Source organism: Pseudomonas sp. EMN2 (assembly GCF_009650555.1).
In the GTDB taxonomy this organism is placed as follows: domain Bacteria; phylum Pseudomonadota; class Gammaproteobacteria; order Pseudomonadales; family Pseudomonadaceae; genus Aquipseudomonas; species Aquipseudomonas sichuanensis.
Map to the genome: position 1 here is coordinate 41,515 of NZ_VZZR01000003.1, position 13,309 is coordinate 54,823.

Annotated in this window: 12 protein-coding genes and 2 tRNA genes; all 14 read right to left on the reverse strand. The window is 61.0% G+C overall.

The window, feature by feature from the left end:
• Window positions 1-203: 203 nt before the first annotated feature.
• Window positions 204-473 (reverse strand): 30S ribosomal protein S15, encoded by a 270-nt coding sequence (gene rpsO / locus F6X61_RS00685; protein ID WP_009404303.1) that lies wholly within the window; start codon window positions 471-473, stop codon window positions 204-206.
• A gap of 149 nt (window positions 474-622) precedes the next feature.
• Window positions 623-1,540, reverse strand: a complete 918-nt coding sequence (gene truB, locus F6X61_RS00690; RefSeq protein ID WP_110995211.1) for a tRNA pseudouridine(55) synthase TruB — start codon at window positions 1,538-1,540, stop codon at window positions 623-625.
• Window positions 1,541-1,543: 3 nt separating this feature from the next.
• The gene (gene rbfA / locus F6X61_RS00695; RefSeq protein WP_110995210.1) at window positions 1,544-1,942 is read right to left on the reverse strand and encodes a 30S ribosome-binding factor RbfA; all 399 of its coding nucleotides are present in this window, start codon (window positions 1,940-1,942) and stop codon (window positions 1,544-1,546) included.
• Window positions 1,943-2,058: 116 nt separating this feature from the next.
• The gene (gene infB, locus F6X61_RS00700; RefSeq protein ID WP_153784943.1) at window positions 2,059-4,599 is read right to left on the reverse strand and encodes a translation initiation factor IF-2; all 2,541 of its coding nucleotides are present in this window, start codon (window positions 4,597-4,599) and stop codon (window positions 2,059-2,061) included.
• Between the two features lie 27 nt (window positions 4,600-4,626).
• Window positions 4,627-6,108, reverse strand: coding sequence for a transcription termination factor NusA (gene nusA / locus F6X61_RS00705; RefSeq protein WP_110995208.1), 1,482 nt, complete (start codon window positions 6,106-6,108; stop codon window positions 4,627-4,629).
• A gap of 59 nt (window positions 6,109-6,167) precedes the next feature.
• Entirely contained in the window at window positions 6,168-6,626 is a 459-nt protein-coding gene (gene rimP, locus F6X61_RS00710; protein ID WP_016391791.1) for a ribosome maturation factor RimP, read from the reverse strand.
• A 129-nt stretch (window positions 6,627-6,755) separates the two neighbouring features.
• A tRNA-Met gene (locus tag F6X61_RS00715) sits at window positions 6,756-6,832 on the reverse strand.
• 98 nt (window positions 6,833-6,930) lie between these two features.
• Window positions 6,931-7,016 (reverse strand) — tRNA-Leu (locus F6X61_RS00720).
• 20 nt (window positions 7,017-7,036) lie between these two features.
• Window positions 7,037-7,429, reverse strand: coding sequence for a preprotein translocase subunit SecG (gene secG, locus F6X61_RS00725; RefSeq protein WP_011532138.1), 393 nt, complete (start codon window positions 7,427-7,429; stop codon window positions 7,037-7,039).
• Between the two features lie 3 nt (window positions 7,430-7,432).
• A complete protein-coding gene (gene tpiA / locus F6X61_RS00730) occupies window positions 7,433-8,188 on the reverse strand; it encodes a triose-phosphate isomerase (protein WP_153784944.1) in 756 nt (251 codons plus the stop codon).
• Between the two features lie 65 nt (window positions 8,189-8,253).
• Entirely contained in the window at window positions 8,254-9,594 is a 1,341-nt protein-coding gene (gene glmM / locus F6X61_RS00735) for a phosphoglucosamine mutase (protein WP_153784945.1), read from the reverse strand.
• A gap of 16 nt (window positions 9,595-9,610) precedes the next feature.
• Window positions 9,611-10,462, reverse strand: coding sequence for a dihydropteroate synthase (folP, locus tag F6X61_RS00740; RefSeq protein WP_153784946.1), 852 nt, complete (start codon window positions 10,460-10,462; stop codon window positions 9,611-9,613).
• Window positions 10,463-10,470: 8 nt separating this feature from the next.
• Entirely contained in the window at window positions 10,471-12,378 is a 1,908-nt protein-coding gene (gene ftsH / locus F6X61_RS00745) for an ATP-dependent zinc metalloprotease FtsH (RefSeq protein ID WP_110995204.1), read from the reverse strand.
• Window positions 12,379-12,581: 203 nt separating this feature from the next.
• The gene (gene rlmE, locus F6X61_RS00750) at window positions 12,582-13,208 is read right to left on the reverse strand and encodes a 23S rRNA (uridine(2552)-2'-O)-methyltransferase RlmE (RefSeq protein WP_153784947.1); all 627 of its coding nucleotides are present in this window, start codon (window positions 13,206-13,208) and stop codon (window positions 12,582-12,584) included.
• Between the last annotated feature and the right edge of the window lie 101 nt (window positions 13,209-13,309).

Here is a 13,309-nt window from a genome sequence, read left to right on the forward strand (position 1 = left end):
TTGCGAATTCTTGGGCAGAACAGGGAATCGGCCCCGTTGACCGTCCAGATACAACACGAGGCTGGGAGCCTGGCGCCGAGCGGAAATCCCGCTCGGCATTGCCAGGCTGCCAACCTCGAAGATACGCATGACGTGCCCAACGGGAACGCTGCCAGGCAGCGTAGCCGATGAATGCGCCATGCACACCACTGACCAGGCCGCTATTAGCGACGCAGGCCCAGGCGACCGATCAGGGCGCTGTAACGAGTGGTGTCTTTGCCCTTCAGGTAGTCCAGCAGCTTACGACGCTGGTTGACCATACGGATCAGGCCACGACGCGAGTGGTGGTCTTTGCCGTTGGCCTTGAAGTGGCCTTGCAGCTTGTTGATGTTCGCGGTCAGCAGAGCAACCTGAACTTCCGGGCTACCAGTATCGCCAGCAGCTTGCTGGTAGTCGGCAACGATTTGAGCTTTTTCTTCAACGCTGAGGGCCATGTGGCTTCTCCTGATAAACGGATCCCGCAAGCGGGGTCCAATAGGCCAGGGACTTGATCCCTGTATTAATAAAAAAGGTGTGACCGTGCCTACTGACAGCCACCCTTGTATCCGCACGCTTCAGCCGAAGCCTGGGCCTGCGGTTTCGGTCATTCCGACCGAATCAGTCGACGTGGCGCCACGCGCCCGTCTTCGCTCACTTCACCGATACCGATGAAGCGACCGTTGTGATCCTGTACGCGGACCATGCCGAACTGCGGCGCATCCGGGGCACGTACGGCCTGGCCATGCAGCCAGTAGAACGCACTGTGCTCGGAGAGGCTCAACAGCGGCCAGTCCTGCAGCCCGCTGTCGGACGGCATGAGGAAACGATCGAGCGCTTCGTTGCCACCTTCGGCGTGGGCCTGTTCGAGCTCCTCGAGGGTCACGGTCTGTGCCAGTGCGAAGGGCCCGGCCTGGGTCCTGCGCAGCTCGGCGACATAGGCGCCGCAGCCAAGTGCCTCGCCGATATCCTCCACCAGGGTGCGGATATAGGTGCCTTTGCTGCATCCTACGCTCAGCCGTGCACGGGTGCCTTCGCACTCGAGCAACTCCAAGCGGCCAATAGTAACAGAACGCGCCTCGCGCTCCACTACCTCTCCTGCACGTGCCAGCTTGTAAAGCGGCTGGCCGTCACGCTTGAGCGCCGAGTACATCGGCGGTATCTGGCTGATCGGGCCGCGAAAACGCGGCAGCAGTGCCTCGATGTCGGCGCGACCGACGGTCACCTCACGGGTCTGCAGGACTTCGCCTTCGGCATCACCGGTGTTGGTAGTCTGCCCCATCTGCATGACCGTTTCGTAGCCCTTGTCGGACTCGAGCAGGTATTGCGAGAACTTGGTCGCTTCACCGAAGCACAGCGGCAACACGCCGCTGGCCAGCGGGTCGAGGCTGCCGGTGTGGCCGGCCTTCTCGGCATTGAGCAACCAGCGGACCTTCTGCAACGCGGCGTTGGAGGTGAACCCCAACGGCTTGTCGAGCAGGATGATGCCGCTGACGTTGCGGCGGATACGTTTGACCTGGGCCACCGCTTACTCCTTGGCGCCCGGCTCGTCGGCATCCTTGTGCAGACGGTCTTCGGCGACCGCCCGCTCGATCAGTGCCGACAAGTGCACGCCACGGCTGACGCTTTCATCGAAGTGGAAGTGCAGTTGCGGCACGCTGCGCAGCTGCATCGAGCGGCCCAGGTGCAGGCGCAGGAAGCTGGCGGCACTGTTGAGGGCCTTGAGCGACTGCTGCACGGCGTCCGGGGTTTCTTCACCCATGACGGTGATGAAGACCTTGGCGTGGCCCACGTCACGGCTGACGTCGACGGCGGTGATGGTCACCAGGCCCACGCGTGGGTCTTTGACTTCGCGGCGGATCAGCTCGGCCAGCTCACGCTGCATCTGATCGCCGATACGTTGGGTACGGCTGTATTCTTTTGCCATTTTTGCTACCTGTATCTAAAGCGGCAAACGCCCGGTTCAGACTGAGGCCTGACCGGGCGCTACCTGCAGAGGCGCTGCCAACCGCCGTACGACGGGGGTTGGCAGCGGGCTCGCCCTTAAAGGGTACGAGCCACCTGGACTTTCTCGAAGACTTCGATCTTGTCGCCGACCTTGACGTCGTTGTAGCTCTTGACGCCAATACCGCACTCCATGCCGTTACGCACTTCGGAAGCATCGTCCTTGAAGCGACGCAGCGATTCCAGCTCGCCTTCGAAGATCACAACGTCGTCGCGCAGTACGCGGATCGGACGGTTGCGGAACACGGTACCCTCGATGACCATACAGCCAGCGATGGCGCCGAATTTCGGCGAACGGAACACGTCACGCACTTCGGCGACGCCCAGGATGTTCTCGCGAACATCGCTGCCGAGCATGCCGGTCAGGGCTTTCTTGACGTCTTCGATGATGTCGTAGATCACGTTGTAGTAACGCATATCCAGACCTTCCTGCTCGACGATCCGGCGCGCACCGGCATCGGCACGCACGTTGAAGCCGAACAGCACCGCGTTCGAGGCCAGTGCCAGGTTGGCGTCGCTCTCGGTGATACCACCGACGCCGCCACCGATCACACGTACCTGAACTTCGTCGTTGCCCAGGCCGCCGAGCGAGCCCTGCAGCGCTTCCAGGGAGCCACGCACATCGGTCTTGAGGACGATGTTGAGGGTCTTCTTCTCTTCCTGACCCATGGTCTCGAAGATGTTTTCCAGCTTGCCGGCGTGAGCACGGGCCAGCTTGACCTCACGGAACTTGCCTTGACGGAACAGGGCAACTTCACGGGCTTTCTTCTCGTCGGCCACCACGGACATTTCGTCACCGGCGTCCGGGGTGCCATCCAGGCCGAGGATCTCGACCGGGATCGACGGGCCGGCTTCCTTCACAGGCTTGCCGTTCTCGTCGAGCATGGCGCGCACGCGGCCATAGTTGGAGCCGACCAGGACCATGTCGCCCTGACGCAGGGTGCCGTCCTGAACCAGGATGGTGGCAACCGGGCCACGGCCTTTGTCCAGACGCGATTCAACCACGACACCGCGACCTGGAGCAGTCGGGGTGGCGGTCAGTTCGAGAATCTCGGCCTGCAGCAGAACGGCTTCGAGCAGCTCGTCGACACCGGTACCCATCTTCGCCGACACCTTGACGAACGGCGTGTCACCACCCCAGTCCTCGGAGGTGACGCCTTCGACGGCCAGCTCGTTGCGGATGCGATCGAGGTCGGCACCCGGCTTGTCGATCTTGTTCACCGCAACCACCAGCGGCACGCCAGCAGCCTTGGCGTGCTGAACGGCTTCGCGGGTCTGCGGCATCACGCCGTCGTCCGCCGCCACCACCAGGATGACGATGTCGGTGGCCTTGGCACCACGGGCACGCATCTGGGTGAACGCAGCGTGGCCTGGGGTGTCGAGGAAGGTGACCATGCCACGGTCGGTTTCGACGTGGTAGGCACCGATGTGCTGGGTGATACCACCGGCTTCGCCAGCGGCAACCTTGGCACGACGGATGTAGTCGAGCAGCGAGGTCTTACCGTGGTCAACGTGACCCATGACGGTAACGACTGGCGCACGCGATTCGACTTCACCTTCGAATTTCAGCGATTCGGCCAGGGAGTCTTCCAGGGCGGTATCGCTGACCAGGGTGACCTTGTGACCCAGCTCTTCTGCTACCAGCTGAGCGGTTTCCTGGTCGAGCACCTGGTTGATGGTGACCGGAGTACCCATCTTGAACATGAACTTGACGACTTCGGCGCCTTTGACCGACATGCGCTGGGCCAGGTCCGAAACGGTGATGGTCTCACCGATGGTCACGTCACGAATGACCGGACCGGACGGGCTCTGGAAGCCATGCTGGTTGCGCTTCTTGCCTTTGCTCTTGCCACCGCGGCCACGACGGAAACCATCGCTTTCTTCTTCGGTGGTACGTGGCGCGGCGCGTGGAGTCGGAGCCTTTTCCTTCTCCTTGACCTTGACCTTGACCGACATGCGCGGCGCTTCGCCACGGCCGGCAGCAGCCGCGCCACCACCACGACGATCGTCGTCACGGCTGCGGCTTTCGTTGCGGCGGGTCTCGTCTTTCTTGCGCTCGGCAGCACGTGCGGCGGCGTCTTCGGACACCGGCGCGTTGGCCACTACCGGGGCAGCAACAGCGACAGGCTCGGCCTTGGCGACTGGGGCAGCGGCCGGGGCTTCGGCGGCCTGACGGCGTGCCTGCTCCTCGTTGCGCTGGCGCACTTCGGCTTCGACCTTCTCGCGTGCGGCGTTTTCGGCCGCGCGGCGCTCTTCCTGCTCGCGCTTCTGCTCAGCCTGGATCTCTTCCGGGCTGCGCTGCACGAATACTTTCTTCTTGCGTACTTCTACGCTGATGCTCTTGCTACCGGCGACACGCAGCGTGCTGGTGGTCTTGCGCTGCAAGGTAATCTTGCGCGGCTCTTCCGCCTTGCTCTTGTGGCTGCTCTTCAAATGGGTCAGCAGGGTCTGCTTCTCATTATCGGTCACTACCTGACCGGCGTCGGTGTGCGGCAGACCTGCCTCACGCATCTGCTGCAGCAGGCGCTCTACCGGTGCCTCGACCTCTTGGGCCAGTTCTTTCACCGTGACTTGCGTCATGCACTTCTCTCCTCAGGCCGCGCCTAATTACTCGAACCAGTGGGCTCGGGCGGCCATGATCAACTTGCCGGCACGCTCTTCGTCGATGCCGTCGATGTCGAGCAGATCGTCGATCGACTGCTCGGCCAGGTCTTCGCGGTTAACCACGCCGCGCACCGCCAGTTCGGCCGCCAGGTCCTTGTCCATGCCCTCGAGGGAGAGCAGGTCTTCGGCCGGATGGGCGTCTGCCAGTTTTTCTTCGGTAGCGATGGCCTTGGTCAACAAACGGTCCTTGGCTCGAGCGCGGAGCTCATTGACGATTTCTTCGTCAAAGCCATCGATGTTGAGCATTTCTTCCAACGGTACGTAGGCAATTTCTTCGAGGTTGGTGAAGCCTTCGTCGACCAGCACTTGTGCCAGTTCTTCGTCGACTTCCAGTTCCTCGACAAAATTACGCAGGATGTCGCCGGTTTCAGCCTGTTGCTTGGCCTGGATGTCCGATTCGGTCATCACGTTCAGGGTCCAGCCGGTCAGCTGGCTGGCCAGACGAACGTTCTGACCGCCACGACCAATGGCCTGAGCCAGGTTGTCGGCACCAACGGCGATGTCCATCGCATGGGCGTCTTCGTCAACGATGATCGCGGCAACCTCTGCCGGCGACATGGCGTTGATGACGAACTGCGCCGGGTTCTCGTCCCACAGGACGATATCCACACGCTCGCCACCCAGCTCGCCGGATACGGCTTGGACGCGCGAACCACGCATGCCGATACAGGCACCTTGTGGGTCAATGCGCTTGTCCTTGGAGCGGACGGCGATCTTGGCACGCGATCCCGGATCACGGGAGGCGGCCATGACTTCGATGAGGCCTTCGGCGATTTCCGGCACTTCGATGGTGAACAGCTCGATCAGCATCTGCGGCGCAGTGCGCGACAGGATCAGCTGCGGGCCACGGTTCTCGGTGCGGATTTCCTTGAGCAGTGCACGCAGGCGCACACCGACCCGGAAGGTCTCACGGGGGATGATGTCTTCACGGGCCAGCAGCGCTTCGGCGTTGTTGCCCAGGTCGACGATGACGTTATCGCGGGTGACCTTCTTCACGGTACCGGAGATGATCTCGCCAACGCGTTCGCGGTAGGCGTCGACCACCTGGGCGCGCTCAGCTTCGCGAACCTTCTGCACGATGACTTGCTTGGCGGTTTGCGCAGCAATGCGACCGAACTCGATCGATTCGATCTTCTCTTCGATCACGTCGCCAACTTTGGCTTCAGGATGACTTTCCTGAATCTTTGCTGGCCAGACTTCGATTGCCGGATCGTCCAGATCCGCTTCCTCGACGACCGTCCAGCGACGGAAGGTTTCGTAGCTACCGGTGTGGCGGTTGATTTCCACACGCAGGTCGACTTCGTCTTCAAAACGCTTTTTGGTTGCAGTGGCCAGTGCCACTTCCAGCGCCTCGAAAATAACGCCGGGCGGTACACCCTTTTCGTTGGATACCGATTCAACAACCAGCAGTACTTCTTTGCTCATCGTACGCCTCGCCTTGCGCAAGCCATTGGGCCCGTAAATTCCGCCGGGCCCGGCACGTCTCAGTCAAAACTGGGAATAATATTGGCCTTGTCGATCGAGTCGATCGGCAGCAGGAACTCATGGTTATCCACCTGGACCACCACATCCTGCTCCTCCACACCGCGGAGAAGGCCCTGGAAGTTACGACGACCTTCGAAGGGCGTACGCAGCTTGATCTTCACTTGCTCGCCGGCATGCGAGGCAAACTGTTCCAGAGTGAACAGCGGGCGATCCATGCCTGGAGAGGAAACCTCGAGGGTATATTCACTGCTGATCGGGTCTTCCACATCCAGGATGGCACTGGCCTGACGGCTGACCGCTTCGCAGTCCTCCACCAGAATGCCGCCTTCCTTGTCGATGTAGATACGCAGTACCGAATGCTTACCTTGGGAGACGTATTCGATCCCCCAGCACTGATAGCCCAGCCCCTCGACCACTGGGGCCAACAAGGCCTGCAACTGTTCTAGCTTGCTCGACACCTGAACCCCCTCGTGCATGCTGTGCAAATAAAAAATGGGCGAAGCGCCCATCCCTGAAAGCGCCGTTGGACAACGACGCCGAAAACTGTTGGCTAGCAAAAAGCCCCTGAAAAGGGGCTCCGCTGAAGCTGGTTGCGGGGGCTGGATTTGAACCAACGACCTTCGGGTTATGAGCCCGACGAGCTACCAAGCTGCTCCACCCCGCGACAAAGCTGGGGCGAAAGTATAAGACCGAACCCCCTTGAGGGTCAATCCAACCTCCACCTACAAGAAAGCCCGCTAAAGCGGGCTCTCTTGCTTCAATTGGTACCGAGAAGGGGACTCGAACCCCTACACCCTATGGGCACAACCACCTCAAGGTTGCGTGTCTACCAATTCCACCACCTCGGCAATACTACATTTGAAACCCGTTACTGCTGCTCTTTGGCCGGAGGAGGTACATCACCAGAGTTGGTGGTTTCGCTCTTCTGCTGCTGGAGCACCGGTACATCATCATTGACTGCCGGCTTTTGCTCTTTGACTTCCAGCACTGCTGGATCTGGCAGACCAGCTTGAGTCAGCTGGTGAGCCTGCTGCTTGGCGAAGTATCCTAACCCAAGTGCAGTCAAAAAGAAAGTGGCGGCAAGTATAGCAGTAACTTTACTCAAAAAGGTAGCGGAACCTTGGCTTCCGAACACAGTATTTGAAGCACCTGCGCCGAAAGATGCACCTGCTTCCGCACCTTTACCCTGTTGCAGCAGCACCATTACTACCAGTGCCAATGCCGCCAACAGATGAAAAACAACTACGACTGTTTCCAGCATTGTTCAGTTTCCTGCGGCGCGACAAATTGCACCGAATTCGTCTGCATTCAGGGACGCTCCACCAATGAGCCCCCCATCGATATCCGGCATGCCGAACAGTTCGGCCGCATTGGCCGCCTTCACGCTGCCGCCGTAGAGAAGCTGCACCTTAGCTGCAACTTCGGCGTCCTTCGCCGCCAACTGCTTGCGGATGGCTGCATGCACATCCTGAGCTTGTTGTGGCGAGGCCGTCAAACCAGTACCGATGGCCCATACAGGCTCATAGGCAATTACTGCATTGGCAAAAGCGGCAATACCGAACGCATCGATAACACTGCTTAGTTGACGCCCTACAACTTCAAGCGTCTTGCCTGCCTCGCGCTCTTCGAGAGTTTCCCCTATACAGAGCACTGGCGTCAAACCACTTTTCTGAGCAGCTGCAAACTTTTGATTCAGCACTTCGTCAGTTTCACCAATAATCTGGCGACGTTCGGAATGCCCGATCAGAACATATTTGCAACCAACTTCAGCCAACTGACTCGGTGCAACTTCGCCGGTCAGCGCGCCTTGTTCAGGCTGTACCGCAGAATTCTGTGCGCCGACGGTGATTCCCTTTCCTTCCAGGCCTTTGATCACTTGATCAATGAACAGGGTTGGCGGAAACACCGCGACTTCCACACCGCTTGGCAGGGACATATTGCCCAAGCCCTGAGTCAGCTCAGCGACGCTGGCGCGGGTACCGTGCATCTTCCAGTTACCAGCTACCATGGGGCGACGCATGCTTTACCTCGTCGGTCAAAGTGGGCGCAGATCTTACCCAACCCGATCTGCGCTGGCAAGCCTCTTCAGGCACAAACTTCAGCGACCAGCTTGGCCAGGGCTTCGGCATGGCCGCGCACCTGGTTTTCGTCGTCGCCTTCGACCATCACGCGCACCAATGGCTCGGTGCCGGACTTGCGCAACAGCACACGCCCGCGACCCGCCATGTCTTCGGTCGCCTTGTCGCTTGCCGCTTGCACCAGCGGGTTCTTCAACGGGTCGCTCTTGCCTGCCTCGAAGCGCACATTGATCAACACCTGAGGGCACTTGCGCACGCCCTGGCGCGCCTGGGCAAGGGTTTCGCCGCGACGCTTGAGGGCCATCAGCACCTGCAGCGCGGCGATGATTGCATCACCGGTGGTGGTGTGGTTGCAGCACACGACATGCCCGGAGTTTTCACCGCCCAGCAGCCACTCGCGCTCAAGCAGTTCGGCCATGACATAGCGGTCGCCGACCTTCGCCCGCACGAACGGGATGTCCAGCTCCTTGAACGCCAGCTCCAGGCCGAGGTTGCTCATCAAGGTACCCACCACGCCGCCTTGCAGCTTGCCGCGCTCGTGCAGGTCACGGCCGATGATGTACAGCAGCTCGTCACCGTCGACGATGGCACCGGTGTGATCGACCATCAGCACCCGGTCGCCATCGCCGTCGAAGGCGATACCCAAGTCGGCATGCCCAACCAGCACCGCAGCCTGCAACGACTCGATGTGCGTCGAACCGCAAGCCTCGTTGATGTTCAGGCCATCCGGCGCGGCATGCAGCACCGTCACATCGGCGCCCAGCTCACGGAACACGCTGGGGGCAACCTTGTAGGTGGCACCATGGGCGCAATCCACGACGACCTTGAGGCCTTCGAAACTGGTGCTGGTAGGCACGCTGCTCTTGCAGAACTCGATGTAGCGGCCCGCCGCATCGTTGATGCGCGAGACCTTGCCCAGCTTGCCCGACTCGACGACGGTCATCGGTTGGTCGAGCAACTCCTCGATCATCAACTCGACTTCGTCCGGCAGTTTGGTGCCATTGCCCGAGAAGAATTTGATGCCATTGTCGTCGTGCGGGTTGTGCGACGCACTGATGACGATGCCGGCTTCGGCGTGGAAGGTGCGGGTGAGGTAGGCGATCGCCGGGGTCGGCATCGGCCCGAGCAGCATCACGTCGGCACCGGCGGCAGAAAGGCCGGCCTCGAGCGCCGACTCGAACATGTAGCCAGAGATACGGGTGTCCTTGCCGACCAGTACACGGCAGTGGCCCTGCTTGCGGAAAGCCATGCCCGCGGCCCAGCCGAGCTTCAGCATGAAGTCCGGGGTGATGGGGAACTGGCCAACGCGACCACGGATACCATCGGTACCAAAGTATTTTCTGCTCATAGGGACTCCAGTTTTCTTATTCGGCGCTCTGCACGGCGGCGATCATGCGCACTACATCGACCGTTTCGGCGACATCATGAACGCGCAGGATGCTCGCGCCCTTGGTCATGGCCAGTGCCGCCAGCGCCAGGCTGCCGTAGAGCCGCTCACCTACCGGGCGATTCAGCGTGAGGCCAATCATGCTCTTGCGCGAGACGCCCACCAACAGCGGCCGCCCAAGGCGGTAAAGCGCTTCCATGTGTTTGAACAGGCTCAGGTTGTGCTCAAGGGTCTTGGCAAACCCGAACCCGGGATCGAGGACGATACGCTCGGCGTCGATGCCGACCGCCGCGCAGGCCGCCATGCGCTGCTCAAGATAGCGCGCGACATCGGCGGTCACATTCTCGTAATGCGGATTGTCCTGCATGTTGCCCGGCTCGCCGCGCATGTGCATCAGGCACACCGGCAACCCTGTGGCGGCAGCCGCATCAAGCGCACCGTCGCGCTCCAGGGCGCGCACGTCGTTGATCAGGCCGGCACCGACGCGGGCCGACTCGCGGATGACTGCGGGTGTCGAGGTATCCACCGAGATGATCACATCAAGGCGGCTGCTGATCGCCTCGACGATGGGCGCCACGCGCTCCAGCTCTTCGAGCGGTGAAACGGCCCGGGCACCGGGACGCGTGGACTCGCCGCCGACATCGACCAGGGTCGCGCCGGCGGCCACCATCGCCTCGGCGTGACGCAGCGCTGCGTCGCGCTGGCTGAAGCGCCCGCCGTCGGAGAAGGAATCGGGGGTGATATTGAGGATACCCATGACATGGGTACGGGACAAATCAAGAACCCGGTTGCCGCAAGGCAACCGGGTCGGGTACTGCTGTGAACTCATGGCTACCCTTAGTGTTGAGCCGCTGGGCCGCCGATCGGCGACTCCGGACGATCACCCTGGGAGGCCTGGTTGCCGGAAGTGCCGGCATCGTTGTCCCAGTCACGTGGTTCACGCGGGGTGCGGCCTGCCATGATGTCGTCGATCTGGTCGGCATCGATGGTTTCGTACTTCATCAATGCTTCGGCCATGGCGTCGAGCTTGTCACGGTTGTCGGTGAGGATCTGCTTCGCGGTGGCGTAGCACTGATCAATGATCGCGCGCACTTCCGAGTCGATCATCTTGGCGGTCTCACCCGACACGCTGGCGTGCTGGCTGCCGGCGCTGCGGCCGAGGAACACTTCGCCCTCTTCTTCCGCGTACATCAGCGGGCCGAGCTTCTCGGACAGGCCCCACTTGGTGACCATGTTCCGGGCGATCTGGCTGGCACGCATGATGTCGTTGGAGGCACCGGTGGTGACGCCATCGAAGCCCAGGGTCATTTCTTCGGCGATACGTCCACCGTACAGCGAGCAGATCTGGCTGATCAGCGCGCGCTTGGACAGGCTGTAGCGGTCTTCTTCCGGCAGGAACATGGTCACACCCAGTGCGCGACCACGCGGGATGATCGACACCTTGTAGACAGGATCATGCTCAGGCACCACGCGACCAACGATGGCGTGGCCGGCTTCGTGATAAGCGGTGTTCTGCTTCTCTTTCTCGGACATGACCATGGTCTTGCGCTCGGCGCCCATCATGATCTTGTCCTTGGCCAGCTCGAACTCCTTCATCTCGACCACGCGCTTGCTGGCGCGGGCGGCGAACAGCGACGCCTCGTTGACCAGGTTGGCCAGGTCAGCACCGGAGAAACCAGGGGTACCGCGAGCAATGACCGCCGGGTTGACGTTCTCGCCAATCGGGACCTTGCGCATGTGCACTTTGAGGATCTGCTCGCGCCCACGGATATCCGGCAGGCCGACCACCACCTGGCGGTCGAAGCGGCCCGGGCGCAGCAGCGCCGGGTCGAGTACGTCCGGACGGTTGGTGGCGGCGATGACGATGATGCCATCGTTCATCTCGAAGCCATCCATCTCGACCAGCAACTGGTTGAGGGTCTGCTCACGCTCGTCGTGACCGCCGCCCATGCCGGCGCCACGGTGGCGACCGACGGCGTCGATTTCGTCGATGAAGATGATGCAGGGGGCGTGCTTCTTCGCCTGCTCGAACATGTCGCGCACACGGCTGGCACCGACACCGACGAACATTTCAACGAAGTCGGAACCCGAGATGGTGAAGAACGGCACCTTGGCTTCGCCGGCGATGGCCTTGGCCAGCAGGGTCTTACCGGTACCAGGCGGGCCCACCATCAGCACGCCACGCGGGATACGGCCACCCAGGCGCTGGAACTTGCCCGGGTCGCGCAGGAACTCGACCAGCTCGCCAACCTCTTCCTTGGCCTCATCGCAACCGGCGACGTCAGCCAGCGTGGTCTTGACCTGATCTTCTGAGAGCAGGCGCGCCTTGCTCTTGCCAAAGCTCATCGGCCCGCCTTTACCACCGGCACCGCCTTGCATCTGGCGCATGAAGAACATGAACACGGCGATGATCACCAGGATCGGGAAGCTCGCCACCAGCAACTGAGTCCAGATGCTCTGCTGCTCGGGCTGCTTGCCTTCGACGGTCACATGGTTGTCGACCAGGTCGCCGATCAGGCCGTTGTCGGTGATGGCCGGGCGCACGGTCTTGAAGTTGTCGCCGTCGGTGCGCTTGCCGGTAATGATGTAGCCGTCGACGGTCACGCGCTCGACCTTGCCATCCTTGACCTGCTGGATGAAGTCGGAATAGTTGAGGGTCTGCGGCTCGTTAGGGCTGGAGAAGTTGTTCATCACCGTCACCAGGACGGCGGCGATGATCAACCACAGGATCAGATTCTTTGCCATGTCGTTCAATTCGCTACCCTCTGAGGCCGGCGCACGACGCAGCCGTGCCTCGCATGATATTCATCGCCCTAACTTACTACATTACCTACGCAACCGCAGGCACCGTCTGTAACCCTTTGTGAAAGCTAGACTACACGAAGTTCGGACGATCCAGACGGGGTAGCTGATTGGAATTAACTATCGGCCACCCCGCAGCACGCCTTTCATGCCCCTTTGAAACCCTTGCCCAACAGGTACTGTTCGCGGGAGCGATCCCGCGAGGACGATGGCTTGCGCATCTGCACCTTGTCGAACTTGCTGCGCACGTCCTTCAGGTACATGTCGAAACCTTCGCCCTGGAAGATCTTGATCAGGAAATCCCCACCCGGCTTGAGCACGCGGGTTGCCAGATCCAGGGCCAGCTCACAGAGGAACATGGCGCGCGGCATGTCCACCGCGGGCGTACCACTCATATTGGGGGCCATATCGGAAATCACAAGGTCTACGTGCGAATCGCCGACTGCTTCCAGGATTTGCTGCAACACTTCGTCCTGGGTGAAGTCGCCCTGGATGAAGGTCACGTCCGGGATCGAGTCCATCTCCAGGATGTCCGAGGCGATCAAACGACCTTGGCCACCAATCAGACGACTGGTCACCTGCGACCAGCCACCCGGGGCTGCGCCGAGGTCGATCACGCTCATGCCGGGACGGATCAGGCGGTCTTTTTCCTGGATCTCCAGCAGTTTGTAGCTCGCACGGGAGCGGTAGCCATCCTTCTGTGCCTGTTTCACAAAAGGATCGTTGAAATGCTCGCGCAGCCAGTTTGCGCTGCTTTTGGAACGTTGTACCACGGGGCACCTCGATGATATGCGTCGTGTTTGACTGGGCGGAGCCAGGGGCCCTCGGGTAAAATGCCCGTCAATTTTACAGAATCAGACGAAAAGGGTCAGAT

Excerpts from the sequence above, each read along its gene's own strand:
- rbfA (WP_110995210.1), bottom strand. The coding sequence starts at position 1,942 with ATGGCAAAAGAATACAGCCGTACCCAACGTATCGGCGATCAGATGCAG.
- tpiA (WP_153784944.1), bottom strand. The coding sequence starts at position 8,188 with ATGCGTCGCCCCATGGTAGCTGGTAACTGGAAGATGCACGGTACCCGC.
- ftsH (WP_110995204.1), bottom strand. The coding sequence starts at position 12,378 with ATGGCAAAGAATCTGATCCTGTGGTTGATCATCGCCGCCGTCCTGGTG.
- glmM (WP_153784945.1), bottom strand. The coding sequence starts at position 9,594 with ATGAGCAGAAAATACTTTGGTACCGATGGTATCCGTGGTCGCGTTGGC.
- rpsO (WP_009404303.1), bottom strand. The coding sequence starts at position 473 with ATGGCCCTCAGCGTTGAAGAAAAAGCTCAAATCGTTGCCGACTACCAG.
- secG (WP_011532138.1), bottom strand. The coding sequence starts at position 7,429 with ATGCTGGAAACAGTCGTAGTTGTTTTTCATCTGTTGGCGGCATTGGCA.
- nusA (WP_110995208.1), bottom strand. The coding sequence starts at position 6,108 with ATGAGCAAAGAAGTACTGCTGGTTGTTGAATCGGTATCCAACGAAAAG.
- infB (WP_153784943.1), bottom strand. The coding sequence starts at position 4,599 with ATGACGCAAGTCACGGTGAAAGAACTGGCCCAAGAGGTCGAGGCACCG.
- folP (WP_153784946.1), bottom strand. The coding sequence starts at position 10,462 with ATGAGTTCACAGCAGTACCCGACCCGGTTGCCTTGCGGCAACCGGGTT.